17 protein-coding genes are annotated in these 19,413 nt (G+C 68.6%); 9 read left to right on the top strand and 8 right to left on the bottom strand.

Annotated features, from left to right (window positions below):
- Window positions 1–4 precede the first annotated feature (4 nt).
- From BCY78_RS00500 to BCY78_RS00485, 4 genes are read left to right on the top strand one after another with little or no spacing between them, the layout of a single operon-like run.
- Entirely contained in the window at window positions 5–1,009 is a 1,005-nt protein-coding gene (locus BCY78_RS00500; protein ID WP_068296310.1) for a MoxR family ATPase, read from the top strand.
- A complete protein-coding gene (locus BCY78_RS00495; protein WP_068296307.1) occupies window positions 1,006–1,896 on the top strand; it encodes a DUF58 domain-containing protein in 891 nt (296 codons plus the stop codon). The genes BCY78_RS00500 and BCY78_RS00495 overlap by 4 nt, the downstream gene beginning before the upstream one ends.
- The gene (locus BCY78_RS00490) at window positions 1,893–4,673 is read left to right on the top strand and encodes a DUF4159 domain-containing protein (protein ID WP_068296304.1); all 2,781 of its coding nucleotides are present in this window, start codon (window positions 1,893–1,895) and stop codon (window positions 4,671–4,673) included. Before BCY78_RS00495 ends, BCY78_RS00490 begins: the two co-directional genes overlap by 4 nt.
- Window positions 4,670–6,742: a hypothetical protein gene (locus BCY78_RS00485; RefSeq protein WP_068296301.1), complete on the top strand. Its 2,073-nt coding sequence runs from the start codon at window positions 4,670–4,672 to the stop codon at window positions 6,740–6,742. Before BCY78_RS00490 ends, BCY78_RS00485 begins: the two co-directional genes overlap by 4 nt.
- 4 nt (window positions 6,743–6,746) lie before the next feature.
- Here the strand turns inward: BCY78_RS00485 and BCY78_RS00480 are convergent, their stop codons facing one another.
- Entirely contained in the window at window positions 6,747–7,637 is an 891-nt protein-coding gene (locus BCY78_RS00480) for a PhzF family phenazine biosynthesis protein (RefSeq protein WP_068296298.1), read from the bottom strand.
- Window positions 7,638–7,872: 235 nt separating this feature from the next.
- Between BCY78_RS00480 and BCY78_RS00475 the strand changes: the two genes are divergently transcribed.
- Window positions 7,873–8,100, top strand: coding sequence for a DUF2798 domain-containing protein (locus tag BCY78_RS00475; protein WP_068296296.1), 228 nt, complete (start codon window positions 7,873–7,875; stop codon window positions 8,098–8,100).
- A gap of 57 nt (window positions 8,101–8,157) precedes the next feature.
- Here BCY78_RS00475 and BCY78_RS00470 read toward each other — a convergent pair whose 3' ends face one another.
- From BCY78_RS00470 to BCY78_RS00450, 5 genes are all read right to left on the bottom strand, one after another.
- Window positions 8,158–8,619, bottom strand: a complete 462-nt coding sequence (locus tag BCY78_RS00470; RefSeq protein WP_068296293.1) for an Hsp20 family protein — start codon at window positions 8,617–8,619, stop codon at window positions 8,158–8,160.
- A gap of 136 nt (window positions 8,620–8,755) precedes the next feature.
- Window positions 8,756–9,562: a serine protease gene (locus tag BCY78_RS00465; RefSeq protein ID WP_068296290.1), complete on the bottom strand. Its 807-nt coding sequence runs from the start codon at window positions 9,560–9,562 to the stop codon at window positions 8,756–8,758.
- 136 nt (window positions 9,563–9,698) lie between these two features.
- The gene (gene glcF / locus BCY78_RS00460; RefSeq protein ID WP_068296287.1) at window positions 9,699–11,006 is read right to left on the bottom strand and encodes a glycolate oxidase subunit GlcF; all 1,308 of its coding nucleotides are present in this window, start codon (window positions 11,004–11,006) and stop codon (window positions 9,699–9,701) included.
- 3 nt (window positions 11,007–11,009) lie between these two features.
- A complete protein-coding gene (glcE, locus tag BCY78_RS00455) occupies window positions 11,010–12,140 on the bottom strand; it encodes a glycolate oxidase subunit GlcE (protein ID WP_068296284.1) in 1,131 nt (376 codons plus the stop codon).
- A gap of 30 nt (window positions 12,141–12,170) precedes the next feature.
- On the bottom strand, window positions 12,171–13,604 hold the full coding sequence (locus BCY78_RS00450) for an FAD-linked oxidase C-terminal domain-containing protein (RefSeq protein ID WP_068296281.1): 1,434 nt from the start codon (window positions 13,602–13,604) through the stop codon (window positions 12,171–12,173).
- A 133-nt stretch (window positions 13,605–13,737) separates the two neighbouring features.
- Here BCY78_RS00450 and BCY78_RS00445 point away from each other — a divergent pair, with 133 nt between their 5' ends.
- Window positions 13,738–14,460, top strand: coding sequence for a DUF599 domain-containing protein (locus BCY78_RS00445; RefSeq protein ID WP_233499320.1), 723 nt, complete (start codon window positions 13,738–13,740; stop codon window positions 14,458–14,460).
- Here BCY78_RS00445 and BCY78_RS00440 read toward each other — a convergent pair.
- Window positions 14,457–15,173, bottom strand: coding sequence for a gamma-glutamylcyclotransferase (locus BCY78_RS00440; protein WP_139103047.1), 717 nt, complete (start codon window positions 15,171–15,173; stop codon window positions 14,457–14,459). The two genes, BCY78_RS00445 and BCY78_RS00440, sit on opposite strands and share 4 nt — an antisense overlap.
- A gap of 160 nt (window positions 15,174–15,333) precedes the next feature.
- Between BCY78_RS00440 and BCY78_RS00435 the strand changes: the two genes are divergently transcribed.
- Window positions 15,334–15,744, top strand: a complete 411-nt coding sequence (locus BCY78_RS00435; protein ID WP_068296278.1) for a DUF1801 domain-containing protein — start codon at window positions 15,334–15,336, stop codon at window positions 15,742–15,744.
- On the opposite strand, the gene BCY78_RS00430 is transcribed toward BCY78_RS00435, so the two are convergent.
- Entirely contained in the window at window positions 15,741–16,709 is a 969-nt protein-coding gene (locus BCY78_RS00430) for a cation diffusion facilitator family transporter (protein WP_083194734.1), read from the bottom strand. The genes BCY78_RS00435 and BCY78_RS00430 overlap by 4 nt on opposite strands.
- 133 nt (window positions 16,710–16,842) lie before the next feature.
- Here BCY78_RS00430 and BCY78_RS00425 point away from each other — a divergent pair, with 133 nt between their 5' ends.
- Both BCY78_RS00425 and BCY78_RS00420 read left to right on the top strand, forming a co-directional pair.
- Window positions 16,843–17,301: a DUF2267 domain-containing protein gene (locus tag BCY78_RS00425; protein WP_068296273.1), complete on the top strand. Its 459-nt coding sequence runs from the start codon at window positions 16,843–16,845 to the stop codon at window positions 17,299–17,301.
- Between the two features lie 131 nt (window positions 17,302–17,432).
- Window positions 17,433–19,403: an AMP-binding protein gene (locus tag BCY78_RS00420; RefSeq protein ID WP_068296270.1), complete on the top strand. Its 1,971-nt coding sequence runs from the start codon at window positions 17,433–17,435 to the stop codon at window positions 19,401–19,403.
- The last annotated feature ends 10 nt before the right edge of the window (window positions 19,404–19,413 follow it).

The following is a 19,413-nucleotide window of genomic DNA, read 5'->3' as shown; positions in this document are numbered from 1 at the left end:
GCCCATGAGCGACACGTTGGTCCCCGCGATCGAGGCGCTGGGCGCCCGGCTGCAACAGGCGCGCGCCGCCATCGCCCCCCGTTTCATCGGGCAGGAGACGGTTGTCGACCTGTCGCTGACGGCGCTGTTGTCGGGCGGGCATGCCCTGCTGGTGGGTCTGCCGGGCCTCGGCAAGACGCGGCTGGTCGATACCTTGGCCACCGTCATGGGCCTGCACTCGAACCGCATCCAGTTCACGCCGGACCTGATGCCCGCCGATATCCTCGGCTCCGAGGTGCTGGATACCGACGCCGACGGCCGCCGCGCCTTCCGCTTCATCGAGGGCCCGATCTTCTGCCAGCTCTTGATGGCCGATGAGATCAACCGCGCCTCGCCCCGCACCCAGTCGGCTCTGCTGCAGGCGATGCAGGAGCGTGAGGTGACGATCGCCGGCCAGCACCGCAAGCTGGGCCTGCCGTTCCACGTCCTCGCCACGCAGAACCCGATCGAGCAGGAGGGCACCTATCCGCTGCCCGAGGCCCAGCTTGACCGCTTCCTCGTGCAGATCGACGTCGAATACCCCGATGCCGCGACCGAACGCGCGATCCTGCTGGCCACCACCGGCACCGAGGAAGGCGAGGCGCATGAGGTCTTCACCGCCGCTGACCTCTTGGCTGCGCAGACCCTGATCCGCCGCATGCCGGTCGGCGAGAGCGTCGTCGACACGATCCTGCAGCTGGTCCGCGCCTGCCGCCCCGGCACGCCCGAGGCCGACCCGAGCCTTGGCGACAGCCTCTCTTGGGGCCCCGGCCCGCGGGCTGCACAGGCGCTGATGCTGGCCGTCCGCGCCCGTGCTCTGCTGGAGGGGCGGCTCGTCCCCTCGGCCGAGGATGTCGCGGCGCTGGCCCGCCCGGTCCTGTCTCACCGCATGGCGCTCAGCTTCGCCGCCCGCGCGCGCGGCGAGACCTTGGGCGCGGTGATCGACCGTGTCACCGCCCGCGTCACCGACAAGCGGGGGAAAGCCGCGTGAGTTCAGCCGCCCCACGCGGAGCCGACCTGCGGCGCGCGGGCGAGGCGCTCTCGGGCGGGTTGCCGCCCCTTCTGGTCGCCGCCGAGCATCTGGCGCAATCGGTGCTGCCCGGCGCGCATGGTCGCCGCCGCTCGGGGCCGGGGGCCGAGTTCTGGCAATTCCGCCCGCTGATGCCCGGCGACGGGATCACCCGCATCGACTGGCGCCGCTCGGGCCGGGGCGATGATGTCTACCTGCGCGAAAGCGAATGGCAGGCCGCGCGGGCCGTCAGCCTCTGGGTCGATAGCGGCGCGGCGATGGGCTTCTCCGGCGACGCGGGACGCGAGACGAAATCCGACCGCGCGCGTCTGTTGGCGATGGCGCTGGGCCTCGTGCTGCTGCGCGGGGGCGAACGCGTCGGGCTGGCCGAGGCCGACATGCCGCCGCGCGCCGGACGCGCACAGGCGAATGCGCTGGCCACCGCGCTGGCCGAAGAGCCGCGCGCCGAGGGCGAACACGGCGCTATCGACCTGCATGCCGCGCCCTCGGGCGGGCATGTGGTGATCTTTTCTGATTTCCTCGGGGATCTGGGCAGCATCGAGGCCGCTCTGGCGCTGGCCGCCGCACGGACGATGCGCGGGATCCTTGTGCAGGTGCTCGATCCCAGCGAAGAGGCCTTTCCCTTCGACGGTCGCACCCGCTTTGAAAGCATGTCCGGGCATCTCAGCTTCGAGACCCTGCGCGCCGGCGACCTGCGAGCCGAATACCGACAGCGTCTGGCCGAGCGCAAGGATCGCCTCCACGCGTTGGCCCGCCAATCGGGCTGGCACGCGACGACGCTGCACACCGACCGGCCGGCAGCCGAGGGGCTGTTGTGGCTCTATCAGGCGCTGGGAGGCAGCCGATGAGCATGATCGGCTTCACCACGCCCGTGCTGCTGTGGGCGCTGCTGGCGCTGCCGATCCTGTGGTGGCTGCTGCGCGCCGTGCCGCCCGCGCCGGTGCGCCGCCGCTTCCCCGGCGTGGCGCTGCTGCTGGGCCTGCGGGACCGCGACCCCGAAAGCCAGCGCACACCGTGGTGGTTGCTGCTGATCCGGCTTGTGGCGCTGGCCGCGCTGATCGTCGCGCTGGCCGGGCCGGTGCTGAATCCTTCGCGCGCGCTGCCGGGGCAGGGGCCGCTCCTGATCGTCATGGACGGCAGCTGGGCCAGTGCCCGCGACTGGCCGCGCCGGACCGAACGCGTGGCACAGGCTTTGGACGAAGCGCAGCGCGCCGGGCGCACCGTCGCCGTCGTCTCGCTGACCGAACCGCAGGACGGCCCTATCGAGTTCCGCGCCGCCGATTACTGGCGGGAGCGTCTGCGGGGCCTCGCCCCGCGCGCCTGGGCCGCGGGCGCCGATCTGCCCGACTGGCCGGAAACCCTGCCCGAGGCTGCCGAAACCCTCTGGGTCTCGGACGGCTTGGCGCGCGACGGACGCGGGGCGCTGCTGTCGGCGCTGGAGGATCACGGCCCGGTGCAGGTGTTCCAGCCGCAAAGTCCGGTGCTGGCCCTCGCCCCGCCCAGCTTCGATGGCGAGACCGTCCTCTTGACCGCCCGCCGCACGCCCGGCCCGGCGCAAAGCCTCACCCTGCGCGCTATCGGTCGGGACCCGGCCGGGGCCGAGCGCGATCTGGCCCGTGCGCCGCTGGACTTCGCCGAAGGGGCCGTCAGTGCCGAGACCCAGTTCGACCTGCCGCCCGAATTGCGCAACCGCATCACCCGCTTCCAGATCGACGGGCAGCGCGGCGCGGGTAGCGTGACGCTGGCCGATGACAGCCTGCGCCGCCGCAAGGTCGGCCTGCTGTCGGTGCGCGAAGGCAACGAGTCGCTCGCCCTGCTGTCGCCGCTGCACTACCTGCGGCAAGCCTTGGCGCCGGATGCCGACCTGATCGAAAGCGCCTCGCTGGACGATCTGCTGCTGACCGGCCCGGATGTGATCGTGCTGGCCGACATGCCGGCGATGACCGGCGCGGAAACGCGCGAGCTGACGGAATGGGTCACCAATGGCGGCCTGCTGCTGCGCTTCGCCGGGCCGCGCATGGCGGGGGCAGGGGCCTCGGCCTCGGGCTTCTCGGCGGTGACCGAGGATGCGCTGCTGCCCGTGCCGCTGCGCGCCGGTGGCCGCACGGTCGGCGGCGCCATGAGCTGGGGCGATCCCCGCTCGCTGGCGCCCTTCCCTGAGGATTCGCCCTTCGCCGGCCTGCCCATCCCCGAGGATGTCGGCATCCGCGCGCAGGTACTGGCCCAGCCCGGCCCCGATCTGGCCGACCGCACGATCGCCGCGCTGGCCGATGGCACGCCCTTGGTCACGCGCGCCGCGCGCGGGGCGGGGCAGGTGGTGCTGTTCCACGTCACCGCCAATGCCGAATGGTCGAACCTCCCGCTCTCGGGCCTGTTCGTCGAGATGCTCGAACGGCTGTCGGTCTCGACCCGCGGCGCGGTGCCTGAGGCCGGCGAGATGGCCGGAACCCATTGGCAGCCCGAGGAAATCATGGACGGCTTCGGCCTGCTCACCGATGCCGACGACCGCGCCGCTGTGACCGGCGAGGCCCTCGCCCCCATCCTGCGTGGCGAGGCACGTCCGGGCCCCGATCTGCCGCCCGGCCTCTATGCCGGAACGGCGCTGCGGCTGGCGGTGAACGCGACCGACGCCCAGACCCCGCTGACGCCGGTGCAATGGCCTGCGGGCACGGCGCTGGACACCGGGGTCGAGACGCCGGAGCAGCCGTTGGCCGGCTATCTGCTGGCCTTGGTCGCGGGGGTGATGATGCTCGACGCGCTGGCCACGCTGGCGCTGGGCGGTCGATTGCTGCGCGCGGCGATGCTGTTGCTGGCGTTGGGTCTCGCCGCCCCGCGGGCCGAGGCACAGGCCCTCGACGCGCCGGTCGATCCGCGCATTCTGGAGGCCACGGAATCCGTGGTCCTCGGCGCGGTGCGCATCGGCGACACGCAGATCGACGACGTGGCCCTGGCCGGGCTTCGTGGCCTGTCCGCGGCGCTCTATGGCCGGTCCTCGGTCGAACCCGCCGCGCCCATGTCGGTCGATATCGAGGCCGACGAGCTGTCCGTCTTCCCCTTCCTCTATTGGCCGATCACCGCCGAGGCCCCGCTCCCTTCGACCGAGGCCTATGACCACCTGAACCGCTATCTCCGCACCGGCGGCATGATCCTGTTCGACACCCGCGACGCCGAGGCCGCCCGCCTGTCCGGCGGCACGACCTCCGCCGCGCGCCGCCTGCAAGAGATCGCAGCGGGCCTCGACATCCCGCCGCTGGAACCCCTGCCCGAGGATCACGTCCTGACCCGCACCTTCTACCTGCTGGGCGATTATCCCGGCCGCTACCAAGGCGGCACCGTCTGGGTCGAGGCCGCGCCGCCCGATGCGCAGCGCGCCGACGGCATGCCCTTCCGCAACCTCAACGACGGGGTGACGCCGGTGGTCATTGGCTCGAACGACTGGGCCTCGGCCTGGGCGGTCGACGAGCGCGGCATGCCCCTGTTGCAGGTCGGCCGCGGCACGACCGGCGAGCGTCAGCGCGAACTCGCCCTGCGCTTCGGGGTGAACCTCATCATGCATGTACTCTCCGGCAATTATAAATCCGATCAGGTCCATGTGCCGGCGTTGCTGGAAAGGCTGGGCCAATGAACGGCGCCTCCCTCGTCTTCGACCCGCTGCTGCCCTGGCCGGTGATCGCCGCGCTGGGCGTGGCCGCGCTGCTGGTGACCATCCTGTCCCTCTGGCGCGGGCTGGCCGGCTGGGCGTTCCGCTTCCTCGGCTTCGGGCTGGTGCTGGCGGCGCTGGCCAACCCGTCGCTGCAGACCGAGGACCGCCAGCCCCTCAGCGACATCGCCCTGATCCTGCGCGACGAGACCGGCTCCAACCGGCTGGCCGACCGCGCCGCGCAATCCGAAACCGCCGTCGAGGCCCTGAGCGCCGAATTGGCGCGGCTGGGCGTCGAAGAGCGCGTGGTCTCTGTCCCCGACGCGCCGGACAACGCCGGCTCCACGCTGAACGCCGCGATCGAGGCCGCCATGGCCGACCTGCCGCGCGACCGGCTGGCCGGGGTTTTCGTCGTCTCGGACGGGCTGGCCCATGACACGGCGGGCGTGACGCCGCCCGCGCCGGTGCATGTGCTGCAAACCGGCGAAGACAGCGACTGGGACCGCCGCCTGATCGTCCGCAACGCCCCGGCCTATGGCATCCTCGGCGAGACGCTGACCCTGACCCTGCGGATCGAGGACGAGGGCAATGTGCCCGAAAACCTGCGCGACCGTCCGGTGCAGGTGGGCTTCGCGCTGAACGGCGAGGACCTGCGCTATGCCACCGCGCCCGTCGGCACCGACATGCAGCTGGACCTCACGCTGGATCGCGGCGGGCTCAACGTCCTGCGCTTCGTCCTGCCGACCGAGGACGGCGAGCTGACCGACCGCAACAACGCCGCCGTCGTGCAGATCAACGGCATCCGCGACCGGCTGCGCGTGCTGCTGGTCTCCGGTGAGCCGCACACGGGCCAGCGTACCTGGCGCAACCTGTTGAAATCCGACCCGTCCGTCGACCTCGTCCACTTCACCATCCTGCGCCCGCCAGACCGTCAGGACGGGGTGCCGGTCAATGAACTCTCGCTCATCGCCTTCCCGACGCGCGAGCTGTTCATCGAGAAGATCGACGAATTCGACCTGATCATCTTCGACCGCTACCGGCGGCGCGGGATCTTGCCGACCTCGTATTTCGACAATATCCGAAGATATGTGATGGAGGGCGGCGCTTTGCTGGTCGCCGGCGGGCCGGAACTAGCCTCGGCCGAGTCGATTTACCATTCGCCGCTGGGCCGCATCCTGCCCGCCGAGCCCACCGCGCGGGTCTTCGATCAGCCCTTCACGCCGCATCTGTCCGACATCGGCCAGCGCCACCCGGTGACCGCCGGGCTGGACGCGGACTACCCGCCGCAGGGCGGGGGAGAGCTTCCCGGCTGGGGCCGTTGGCTGCGTCAGATCGAACTGACCCCCAACGCCGGCGACGTGGTGATGCAGGGGATCGGCGACCGGCCGCTCTTGGTGCTGGACCATGCCGGTGAGGGCCGTGTGGCGGAACTGGCCTCGGATCAGGCCTGGCTCTGGGATCGTGGCTTCGAAGGCGGCGGCCCGCAGGCGGAATTGCTGCGCCGTCTGGCCCATTGGCTGATGCGCGAGCCGGATCTGGAAGAAGAGGCCCTCTCGGCCACCGCGCAGGGTCAGACGCTTCAGATCACCCGCCGCTCGCTTCAGGACGGCCCGCATTCGGTGACGATCGCCCGGCCCGACGACAGCACGATCACCCTCGATCTGACCGAGAGTGATCCGGGCCGTTTCACCGCCGAGTGGGACGGGCCCGAGCCCGGCCTGTATCGCCTGCGCTCGGACGATCTGGATACCGTGGCCGTTCTGGGCACCGCCAACCCGCGGGAATACGAGCGGGTGGTGGCGGATGGCAGCGCGATGCAGCCGGTGCTGGACGCCACACGCGGCGGCATGGTCGCCATCGCCGCCGGGATGCCCGGCTTGCGCGCGGTCGAGGCCGGGCGCCAGGCCTATGGTCGCGGCTGGCTGGGGATCACCCCGCGTGAGGCCTATGTCACGACCGACCTGCGCCTCAGTCCGTTCCTGCCCGCTTGGGCTTGGCTGCTGCTGGGCGCGGGGCTGATCCTGCTGGGCTGGATCCGCGAGGCGCGCCGCTAAGGGATCAGGCGGGGATCGACACGCTCCCCGCCGAGATCGCCACCGCCGACCCCGCCACGCGCACGGCTTTCAAGGCACCGCCTTCGACGACCACGGTCAGCCCGATGGCCGAGGGGCGGCCCATCTCGACGCCCTGTTCCAGCGCTACCGGCGTCTCGCCCTCGCCCACCAACCCGCGTGCGTGCAATTCCGCCGCGAAGATCGCACTGGCCGAGCCGGTCGCCGGGTCCTCAGGAATGCCCGCCGTGGGCGAGAACATCCGCGAGCGGTAGCCCGTGTCCGTCTTCACGTAGCACCAGGCGCTGTCGACCCCGGCGGCGTCCATCAGCTGCGACCATTGTGGCTCCATCGGGCGGGCCTTGGCCAGCGTCGGCAGATCCGGCAGAGGCACATAGAGGAAGCGCGGACCGCCCTGCCAGATCGCCGGGGCGATGTGCCCCTCGGTGCCGATCTGCGCCACACCCAGCGCGGCGGCGGCCAGCGCTGGATCAGCTTCGCCGGGGGCGGCGAAGGGGGTGACCGGGGCGGTGAACTCGGCCCGGACGCGGTTGCCTTTGCGGGTCACATGGACCGGGACCAGCCCGGCCTCCTCCTCCAGCACGAGGTGTTTTTCCGCGTCCGGCCCCGGCTCGACCAGACCCGAAAGGCAGATGGCGCAGCCGATGGTCGGATGGCCGGCGAAGGGGATCTCGGCGGTGGGGAAGAAAATCCGCACGCGGGCGGTATGCGCCGGGTCGCGCGGGGGCATGACGAAGATCGTCTCGGAAAGGTTGAACTCCCGCGCGAGAATCTGCATATGCGCCGTGCTCAAGCCGCCCGCGTCATGCACGATGGCCAAGGGGTTGCCGGAAAACGGGGTTTCGGTGAACACGTCCCAAGTCTCGAAGCGCAGCATTGGATCCTCCTGTCAGCCCGCAGGAAGATGGTCGGAGCCGGGCGCCGGGGCAAGCCTTGCCAGCGCAAGCGCGGGGGGCTATGTCGGCAGGGCTGAAAAATGGTTGGCCGGTACGGTTACCCCGGCCCCCGCGCGGCACGCCCCGCCCGGGATTTAGTCTCACGAACCCGCAGCGCCCTCCCCAACCGGGGTGCGCGGCGCATGAGACCGGCACCCCTTGTCCAAGGACCTGCCGATGCAACCGAAACCCATCCTTCTGACCGCGCAGCTGATCATCTCGGGCCTGATGGCGCTGATGATGAGCGGGATCATGCACCTTCTGCACGTGGGCGTTCACCCCGGCATGGTGCAGGCCTGGCTGATGACCTTCCTCACCGCCTGGCCCATCGCCTTCGTGCTGTCGCTGGGCGTGGGGCCGCTGGCCTTCCGGCTGGCCTATGCCCTCGCCGGCAAACGCCCGTAAGAAAAGGGCGCGCCCATCGCTGGGCACGCCCTCCTTCACGCTTCGGCGGCGGAGACCTCAGGCCGCCGAGGCGTCAACCAGTTGATTGCTCTGCTTCGCGCTGGCGATCTCGATCCGGCGCGGTTTCAGCGCCTCGGGGATCTCGCGCACGAGGTCGACATGCAGCATGCCATCGGCATGGGTCGCCCCGGTCACGCGGACATGGTCCGCCAGATGGAAGCGGCGCTCGAAGGCGCGGGTGGCGATGCCGCGGTGCAGATAGCTGCGCTCGGCCTGCTCATCGCCCTTGCGACCGGCGATCAGGAGACCGTTCTCCTTCATCTCGACGGTGAGTTCCTCGGCGCTGAAGCCGGCGACCGCGACCGAGATGCGATAGGCATTCTCGTCGGTCTTCTCGATGTTGTAGGGCGGGTAGGTCGGCTGCACGGGCTCGGCAGCGAGGACGCGATCCATGAGGTCGGCCATCCGGTCGAAGCCAACCGAGGCACGGAACAGCGGGGTCGGGTCAAACGTACGCATAGTGTCATCCTTTGATAAGCGATGTCAGTGTGTTGCCCGCCGGTCTGTCCGGCCGGGCCGATGTCCGAGCCCCTGTCTGGGCACCCGGTAAGACTGATGTGGGAAGCCGAAAACGGGGTTTCAAGACCCCAGCGTTTCAGGGGTTGGCGGGCGGCCGGATGAAGCGCGCATCCGACCTTGCCCCGTTCGACCCTGGGCTGCTGACCCCCGAGACGTCCTGATCGAGCGCGGTTTCCAGCGCGGCGACGCGGCCCGCAAAGCGCATGCCCAGCGACATCGGCGTGTCCGAGCTTTCCACCCGCGCCGAAATCACCGAGACGATCCGCCGCTCTCCATTGACCGTGGCCAGCACGGGCGAACCCGAGGATCCGTAGTCGATGTCGCAGGAGAACACCGACACCCCGTCTGGGCGCTGCTGCAGGACGTGGCAGGTCTCCTGGATCGAGGGCGCCTCGGCCCGGTTGCGGGCATAGGAGACCACGGTTACCGACCCGCCCGAGGCCAGGGGCGGCAGGTCGGCCACGCCGAAGGGGTGGATCGTGGTGCTGCGGATGGGGCGGTCAAGCTCCAGGACGGCGATGTCTTCGGAGACATTGTCCATGCCGGCGCCCGAGGCGAAGTTGAAGCGCGGCCAGATCGCGATCCGGTTGATGCCGCGTTCGGCCTCGGCCCGGCCAGTGCGCCAACCGGCGAGGAATTGCAGGTGCTCGGCCGGGATTCGGCCGCCGGTGCGCCGGTCATAGAGGCAATGCGCGGCGGTGAGGATGCGGTCGGGGGCGATGAGCGTCGCGGTGCAAAAGCCGACGCCCGCCATGTCGAGCCGCCCGATGGCTTCCCACCCTTGGGCGGCAAAGCCGGTCTGCAGGGATTGCAGGCGGCTGTCCTGCGCCTGAGCGGGCAGGGCGGCGAGGAGTGTAAGGGCAAGGACACGGATCAGGGACATGGCACCGGCGTGGTCTGGGGCGGGTGCAGGATGTCGCGCGATGGTGGCGGAAATGGGGCACTTGCGGCGGTGGGAGGTGGGGTGAAACCCCACCCTACAGGCGCGGCGTAGGGAGGGATTTCATCCCACCGATCCCTCACCTCAGGATGGGCACGCCCTTGGCACTGAGGCCCCGCGGCTTCGGCCCACCGGTCGCCCAATCGACCAGCTCGATCGTATGCACCACCGGCACTTCGGTCCCCGAGCCGATCTGCATCAGGCAGCCGATATTCCCCGCCGAGATCACATCGGGCGCCTTCGCCTCCAGCGTCGCCACCTTCCGGCGCTTCAACTCGCCCGAGATCTCGGGCTGCATCAGGTTGTAGGTCCCTGCGGACCCACAGCACAGATGCGGATCGGCGGGTTCCAGCACCGCGAAGCCCAGCCGTTTCAGCAGGGCCTTCGGCGCGTCCTTGATCTGCTGGCCGTGCTGCAGCGAGCAGGCCGCGTGATAGCCGACGCGCAGGTCCTCGGGCGCCTGACCCTCGGGCTTCAGGGCCGTCAGCACCTCGGTCACGTCCTTCGCCAGCCTCGACACCGTCGCCGCGTCGCCGGCCAAGGGGTCGTTGCGGAACATATGCCCGTAATCCTTCACTGTCGTGCCGCAGCCCGAGGTGTTGATGACGACCGCATCCAGCCCCTCGCCCTGAACCTCGGCCATCCACGCCTTGATGTTCTTCGCCGCAAAGGCGTGGCTCTCGTCGGTGCGGCCCATGTGATGGGTCAGCGCGCCGCAGCAGCCCGCGCCCTTCGCCACCACCACCTCGCAGCCCAGCCGCGTCAGCACGCGGATCGTCGCGTCGTTGATATCGGTGTTGAGTGCCCGCTGCGCGCAGCCGGTCATCAGCGCCACCCGCATCCGGCGCGGCCCCTGCGCCGGGAAGACCTGCGGCGTGTCGTTGCGGCTGACCGGCGGGATCTCTTTCGGCGCCATCGCCAGCATCGCCTTCAGCCGCGCGTCGGGCATCAGGAACGCAAAGGGCCGGCCGATCTTCGCGCCCAGAAGGGCCAGTCGGAAGCGGGTCGGATAGGGCAGGATCTGCGCCAGCGTCCAGCGCAGGAAGCGGTCCATCAGCGGGCGGCGGTAGGTCTTCTCGATATGGTCGCGGGCGATGTCCACGAGATGCATGTAATGCACGCCCGAGGGGCAGGTCGACATGCAGGACAGGCAGGAGAGGCAGCGGTCGATATGCTTGACGGTTTTCTCGTCGGCCGGCCGGCCCTGCTCCAGCATGTCCTTGATCAGGTAGATGCGCCCGCGCGGGCTGTCCAACTCGTCGCCGAGCACCTGATAGGTCGGGCAGGTCGCCGTGCAGAAACCGCAATGCACACACGAGCGCAGCACCTCGTTGGCGCGCTGGATCGCCGGTTCGCGCAGCTGCTCCGGGCTGAAGGTGGTTTGCATCGCTTACTCCATCAGGCCGGGATTGAGGATCCCGCGCGGGTCGAATTTCTGCCGCAGGCCCCGCGTCAGCGCGGCGATCGGCGCGGGCTCGGGCTGGAAGGGCGGGATGGTGCGACGGGTGTCGAGGCTGGCGCGGATCAGGGTCGCATGGCCGCTGAACGCGCCGAGTTTGGCGCGCAGATCGGTGCCTTGCGGCAACAGGAGCCAGACCAACCCGCCGCCCCAGTCGAACAAGGCTTCGCCTCCGGCCTTCGCAGCCAGCGCGGGCGCGTCCGAGGGTTTCACCGACAGCCGCCAGACATCGCCTTCGCGCCCGTGGAACGGCGCCACGTCGCGCACGGCGTCCCAAAGGGTCGCGGTTTCCTCGCGGTCCAGGGTCACTGAGCGGCCGAAACGGGCCAGCGCGACTGCCAGCTCATTGGCACGGTAGGCGACGGAGCGGGTAAAGCCCTCGATCCGCAGCAGCGTCCGCCCGTCCGGCAGATGCGCCGCGCCGTTGACCTCGTAGGGCGTCCCCAAGGCGGCCGACATCAACGCCACCGCCTGTGCCGCGTCGAGCCCCTGCCAGACCAACGTCGCCGCGCTCTCAGGGCGCGGGAGCAGCTTGAACGAGACCTCGCTGAGGACGCCCAAGGTCCCCCAGCTGCCCGCCAGCAGTTTCACCAGATCATAGCCGGTGACGTTCTTCATCACCCGCCCGCCGTTCTTCACCACCGTTCCCATGCCGTCGACAAAGCGCACGCCAATGAGGCTGTCGCGGCAGGCCCCGGCGACCACGCGGCGGGGCCCCGAAGCATTGGCCGCGACCATCCCGCCCAGCGTTGGCGTGCCCATGGTGCCCAGAAGGCCCCGATAGTCCATCGGCTCGAACGGCAGGCGCTGGCCCTCGGCCGCGAGGGCGACCTCGACCTCGGCCAAGGGCGTGCCGGCGCGGGCGACCAGCGTCAAGGCGCCGGGCTCGTAGAGAGTGATGCCACTCATCGCGCCGGTTTCCAGCACCGCGCCGGGCAGGGGGCGACCGACAGGCCGCGTGCCGCCGCCACGAATGGCGATTGGGGCGGAGGCCTCGCGGATCGCCTCGGACAGATCGGCTTCCGAGGCCGGGCGGAGGACCGACGCGGTGTCGACGCTCATGGGATTTCCTTTCGCTACCACGGCTGGGCCTCAGCCCGCGCGCCGCGCTTCGCTATGGGCCAGCGGGAAGACCTTGGCCGGATTGAGCAGCCATTTCGGGTCGAACACGTCCTTCACGCGCATCTGCGCTTCCAGATCCTGCGGCGCGAATTGCACGTCCATCAGGTCGCGTTTCTCGACCCCCACGCCATGCTCGCCGGTCAGGCAGCCGCCGACCTCGACGCAGAGCTTGAGGATCTCGGCCCCCATCGCCTCGCAGGTCTCCAGATCGCCGGGCTTGTTGGCGTTGAACAGGATCAACGGGTGCATGTTGCCGTCGCCCGCATGGAAGACATTGGCCACATCCAGCCCGAATTCCTTGGACAATTCACCGATCCGGCGCAGGACATAGGGCAGTTCCGAGACAGGGATCGTGCCGTCCAGACAGATGTAATCGTTGATCTGCCCCATCGCCCCAAAGGCGGATTTGCGGCCAAGCCAGATGCGCTTCGATTCGTCCTCGGACTGGCTCTCGCGGAACTCCACGGGGTCGTGGCGCTGGGCAATCTGGCGGATCAGGCCCAGCTGCTCGGCGATCTCATCGTCCGAACCCTCGACCTCGACGATCAGCAGGGCCTCGCAATCGGGATAGCCCGCATGGGCGAAGGCCTCGGTCGCCTCGATGCAGGGGCGGTCCATGAATTCGATCGCGACGGGCAGGATGCCGGCCTTGATGATGTCGGACACGCATTCCCCGGCGATCTCGTTGGCCGAGAAGCCGATCAGCACCGGACGCGCGCCCTCGGGCTTCGGCAGGATGCGCAGGGTGGCTTCGGTCACGACGCCCAATTGCCCCTCGCTGCCGCAGATGACGCCCAGCAGGTCCAGCCCCGAGGGGTCCATATGCGCGCCGCCGATCTCGACCACGGTGCCGTCCATCTGCACCAGCGTTACGCCCAGCAGGTTGTTGGTCGTCACCCCGTATTTCAGGCAATGGGCGCCGCCGGAATTCATGCCGATATTCCCGGCAATCGCGCAGGCCAGCTGCGACGAGGGGTCGGGGGCGTAGAAGAACCCGTCCGCTTCCACCGCGCCGGTGACCGAGAGGTTTGTCCGGCCGGTCTGCACGCGGATGATGCGGTTGTCGTAGTCGGTCTCCAGCACCTCCCGCATCCGCGCAACGCCCAAGATCACCGAATCCGCCGTCGGCAGCGCGCCGCCCGCGAGCGAGGTTCCGGCCCCGCGCGGCACAACCGGCACGCCTTCCTCATGGCAAATCCGCAGCACGGCCGAGACCTCGGCGGTCGAGCCGGGCAGCACGGCGGCCAAGGGCGGGCAGCGATAGGCGGTGAGGCCGTCGCATTCATAGGCACGTGTCTCGTTCGGATCGTCGATCACGGCTTCGGCCGGCAGGACATCGCGCAGGCGCGCCACGATACGGGCGCGCCGGTCCAGAACCGAAGCACTGGGGGCTGGCATCTGCATGGCGTCCTCCTCTCGCCGCTTTGGTAAGAAAATATAACCAATTCACCCGGTCTGTCCAGAGCTTGGCGCCGTTTGGGTTGACAGGCGGGCAGGGGCCGTCGGACAGGGGAGGAAAAGGACAGGGGCCCCGATCGTGCCAACGACGCTGACCGCAGTTTTCGAGCTGATCTCACCGCTGGAATGGGCGGTGCTGCTGCTGACCGCCATCGCGTGGTTCACGCTGCAATGGCGGATCGAGACGGCCAGCGCCAAGACCCCCTCGGTCACCGTCCTGATGGCGCAATACCGGCGCGAATGGCTGGAGCAATTCGTCACCCGCCAGCCCCGGATCTATGACGCGACGGTGCTGGGCGGCCTGAGGCAATCGACCAACTGGCTGGCCTCGACGACGTTGCTGGCCTTGGGCGGTTTGCTGGCGGTGATCGGCAATCCCGAGCCCTTGCGGGAGGTGGCGGCGGACCTGTCGCTGGCCGCCCCCTCGACCCAGGCGTTTGAAGCGCGGATGCTGCCGGCCGCGCTGTTCCTGTCGCATGCCTTCCTGAAGTTCCTGTGGTCGAACCGGCTGTTCGGCTATGCCTTGATCATGATGTCGACGGTGCCGAACGACCCCGCCGACCCGTTGGCCTATCCCCGCGCGCGCCAGTCGGCCGAGATCAACATTCGCGCGGCCTTCAACTTCAACCGGGGCCTGCGCGCGACCTATTTCGCGCTGGGCTCGATGGCGTGGCTGCTGGGGCCTTGGGCGCTGCTGGCGGCGATTTCGGTGGTTAGCTGGCTGATCTGGTCGCGCGACTTCGCCTCGCATTCGCGCGAAGTGCTGCTGAACCCGCCGCCACGCGACTGGCCGAAACCTTAGGCGTCCAGCGCGTCGATTTCGGCCGCGACCAGCTTCTGCATGCGCCAAAGATAGCTGTCATGGATGCCGCTGTCCTCAAGGTGAGAGACGGTGTTGAACAGGTATTCCACATTCGCCCCCTTCGGCCCGCAAGCCAGCGCAATGCGCTTCGCCTGTTCGTCCAGCGGCAGGTGCAGGCGCTGGGGCGCCTCGGGCGGGGTGCAGTAGAAGGTCAGCGCCCGGAACGACTCGCCGCCGCCGCGCAGGTTGAGGAATTTCAGCCAGCGGAGATGCTCATGGAAGCCCATCTCCCGCTCGACGAGCCGGAACATGCGCTCCTCGCGGTCGTCATCGGGCATGCGGTAGGCCATGCCGACACAAGAGCCGCCGGGCGAGAGGGCCAGCATCAGGCCGGGCTGCTCGGGCGTGCCGCGCCAGCCGTCGAGATGGATGCAGAAGTCGCGCTTCCAGCCATGCGCAGTGGCGCGGCGGGCTTCGGCGAATTCAAACGCCGGGTTCCAGATCAGCGAGCCATAAGCGAACAGCCAGAACGGCGCGTCGCCCAGTTCCGCGACCAGATCGCGGGCGATGGCGCGTTTGTCGTCCTCGGTCAGCAAGGTCATGCCGGGGCGGTGGTCGTCAGTTTCTGGCACCTCGCGGAAGACGCGGGTGACATGGGCTTCGGTCAGGGCCATGCGGCGCTTGCGGGCGGGGCGGGGTAGGGTGTCGAGCATACGGATCTCCGGCTGCCGATAGGATGGCGGCCCCGGGCGGTCGGGGCAAGGGATGGGGTGCGGTCGGGTCGGCACGGGGCGGCCGATGCCCGCCGGACAGGCAGGCGCGGAGCTTGTGCGGCGCGAGCGGGGCGCTATCGTCTTTCGGCAGGAGGCACCCATGGCCAAACCGACGATGCTGACCGGAGGTAATCCGCAAATTCCCAAAGGCGAGGGGGAAGCGCCCGTTCGCGCCTATCTCGACGCGTTGGACGGCTGGCAGCGTGAGACCTGCGAGGCGGTGGATGCGCTGGTCGTGGCCACTCTGCCCGAGGTGCGAAAGGCCGTGAAATGGAACTCGCCGTTCTACGGACTGCCGGGGGGTGAGTATTTCCTCAGCTTCCACGTCATGAAGCGCTACGTGAAACTGGCGTTCTTCGCCGGCGCGCAGCTGGACCCGCTCCCGCCCGAGGGCTCGAAGGATCCCAACACGCGCTATCTGCATCTGGGCCCCGGCCTGCCGATGGACGAGGGCCAGTTGGCCGAGTGGATCCGTCAGGCCAGCCGTTTGCCCGGCTCTAGCAAGGTCTAGGCGCGGTTCGCCACGGGTTCGCCCGGCTCATGCCCGCGCGCGACACGGCCCGAGCCCGGCCCGACCGGATCGAGGTGGATGATGACCTCGGCGCCGGTGATCTGCTCCTCCAGCTCATGCTCCAGCGCATCGGCGATGGCATGGGCCTCGTTCAGCGTCTGGCGGCCATCGAGTTCCACATGCAATGAGATGAAGGTCTTGTGCCCGGCCATCCGGGTCTTGACCTCGTGATGGCCGGTGATGCCCGGCCAATCGGCGGCGATGACGTCGATCCGGCGCAAGACTTCGGGCGGCGCAGCATGGTCCATCAGCGCGTCCCAGGCGCCACGGCCGATCTTGATCCCTGAGCGCGCCAACCAGAACGCCGCGAGCAGCGCGATCACCGCATCGAGCCGCGCATAGCCGCCCCAGCGCGAGGCGGCCAGCGCCACCAGAACGCCGGAAGTGGGCAGGAGGTCGCCGAGATAGTGCAGCGAATCGGCGGCTACGACACGGTTGCCGGTGGCCTTGGCGACATAGCGCTGCCACAGGACCAGCGCGCCGGTCAGGATTACGGCGATGACCATGACCACGATGCCCGCGCCCTCGGCCTGCGGAGCAATGGCGTCCTCGGCCAAGAGGCGGTTCACGGCCATCGCGCCGATGATCCCGGCCGAGACGAGGACCAGCGCGGATTGCACCAGCGCCGCCAGATCCTCGGCCGAGGAATGGCCGAAGGCGTGGTCGCTGTCGGCCGGGCGGGCGGCATAGGCGATGGCAGCCAGCGCCGCGACCGACATCATCACATCGAGCGCGTTGTCGGCCAATGAGGCTGCGACCGACAGCGCGCCCGTGGCGATCAGCGCCCAAAGCTTAAGCAACACCAAGGTGATGGCCACGCCGACCGAGGCCACGCCTGCGGACAGGTTCAAGCGCTGGAAGCGCCGGGAATCGGGGGCGGCGGGTTTGATCATCGGTCTGAGCATGGCGCGGACCTAAACCCCGGTCCAGTCCGCTGCAACGCAGAGACGGTGGATAACTCGGGAATGAGGCGGGTGCTGTTGCCGCGGGGGCATGGGGCAGGGCAGGATGCTGCGGATTCGTTGACGGAGGCCGAGAATGCCCATGCCCTGGACCTATCGCCACGCCTCGCGCGAGTGGCGGGCGTTCCTCGATGACGTGCGCGACTATGCCGGGTTGGAGACAGACAACGTCGCCTATACGGCCATTCAGGGCGTGTTGCAGACCTTCCGACGGCGGCTCACGCCTGAGGAGGGAATCGCCTTCGCACAGGTCCTGCCGGCGGTGCCCCGCGCGATTTTCGTCGAAGGCTGGGATCTTGCAACAAAGCCCGCAGGTTTCGGCACGCGCGAAGACTGGCGCGCCGAGGCCAAGGCCCTGCGCCCGCATCACAATCTGACCCCGGACACTGCCGTCGAGGCTGTCGCACGGGCCCTGTGGCGACAGGTTAATCATATTGATCTTCAAAGGGTTGTTGCCCGGATGCCGGACGGCTCTGAAAGCTTCTGGTCAGTGCCCGGCGCGGCGCCCGAAGAGCTTGCTGTCCGGATCGTCTGAACATTCGCGCCTGTTACAATTCGTAAGGATTGCGACAAACTGCGGCAAAACTCGCCCCCCACGACTATGGGTGAGTGCGACGGGACCGGTGGGAGGCGGGCCTGTCGCGCGACCTGGGAGGAGAGAGACCGTTGACCACCAACGCTGCGCAAGCTGCGCTTCAATCCGTGCCCGCCCTTCTGGCGCGCAACGCCAGCCAATGGGGCAACCTGACCGCGTATCGCGAGAAGGAATTCGGCATCTGGCAATCCTGGACCTGGAAGCAGGCGGCGGACGAGGTCCGGTCGATGGCTCTGGGCTTTCTCGCGCTGGGGATGGCCAAGGGCGACCATGTGGCGATCATCGGCCGCAACCGTCCGGCGCTGTACTGGTCGATGGTCGCGGCGCAATCGGTGGGGGCAATCCCGGTCGCGCTGTATCAGGACGCGGTGGCCGAAGAGATGGCCTATGTGCTGGAACATTGCGGCGCGCGCTTCGCGATCTGCGGCGATCAGGAGCAGGTCGACAAGGTCATCGAGGTTCAGGAGAAGGTCTCGGGGATCGAGCAGATCCTCTATCTCGATAAGCGCGGCATGCGGAAATACGACCACGGCCACATGAACTGGCTGGAGGATGTGCAATCCGAAGGCCGCGCCGGCCAGAGCCGCTTCGAGCCCGAGCTGAAGAAACGCACCGATGCGCTGGATTACGACAGCACCTGCGTGATGCTCTATACCTCGGGCACCACGGGCAAGCCGAAGGGCGTGGTCCTGTCCAACCGCAACATCATCGAAACCGCCCGCGCCTCGTGCGAATTCGACAAGCTGACCTACAAGGATCAGATCCTTGCCTATCTGCCGATGGCCTGGGTCGGGGATTTCATCTTCTCGATGGGGCAGGCGTTCTGGGCCGGCTTCTGCGTGAACTGCCCGGAAAACGCGACGACGATGATGTCGGACCTGCGCGAGATCGGGCCGACCTATTTCTTCGCCCCGCCCCGCGTGTTCGAGACCATGCTGACCACGGTGATGATCCGCATGGAGGACGCCGGGCCCAGCAAGAAGCGCATGTTCGACAAATACATGGCGCATGCCCGCAAGGTCGGCGGCGACATTCTGGACGGCAAGCCGGTCTCGGGCGGTGACAAGCTGAAATACCGCATGGGTGAGATGCTGGTCTATGGCCCGCTGAAGAACACGCTGGGGCTGTCCAACATCCGCGTGGCCTATACGGCGGGTGAGGCGATCGGGCCGGAGATCTTCGATTTCTACCGCTCGCTGGGGATCAACCTGAAGCAGCTCTATGGCCAGACCGAGGCCTCGGTCTTCATCACCCAGCAGCCCGATGGCGAAGTCCGTTCGGACACCGTGGGCGTGCCCTCGCCGGGCGTCGAGGTGAAGATCGCCGAGTCGGGCGAGGTCTTCTACCGCTCGCCGGGCGTCTTCGTCGAATATTACAAGAACCCGGAATCGACCGCGTCGACCAAGGATGCCGAGGGTTGGGTAGCCACGGGGGACGCCGGTTTCTTCGAGGAAGGAACCGGCCATCTCCGGATCATCGACCGCGCCAAGGACGTGGGCAAGATGGCCGATGGCAGCCTGTTCGCGCCGAAATACGTCGAGAACAAGCTGAAGTTCTTCCCGAATATCCTCGAAGCCGTGGTCTTCGGCGCGGGCCGGGATCGCTGTGTGGCCTTCATCAACATCGACCTCACGGCGGTGGGCAACTGGGCCGAACGCAACAACATCGCCTATTCCAGCTATCAGGAACTGGCGGGCCATCCGCGCGTCTTGGGCATGATCCAGGAGCATGTCGAGGAGGTGAACGCCTCGGTGGCGCAGGACCCGATGCTCTCGGGCTGCCAGATCCACCGCTTCCTCGTGCTGCACAAGGAACTCGATGCCGACGATGGCGAGATGACCCGGACCCGCAAGGTGCGCCGCAACATCGTCGCCGAGAAATTCGCGGACCTGATCGCCGGGCTCTATGACGGCGCCGAGAGCGTCTACACCGAGACCGAGGTCAGCTACGAGGACGGCCGCAAGGGTGCGCTCAAGGCGACCGTGCAGATGCGCGACGCCAAGGTTGTGCCTGGCCAGACGCAGCGCATCGCGGCCGAATAAGGAATTAGGG

Source organism: Pararhodobacter sp. CCB-MM2 (assembly GCF_001691415.1).
Taxonomy (GTDB): domain Bacteria; phylum Pseudomonadota; class Alphaproteobacteria; order Rhodobacterales; family Rhodobacteraceae; genus Pararhodobacter.
Note: the sequence above shows the minus strand (reverse complement) of the source record. Positions and strands in the feature narration are given on the sequence as shown.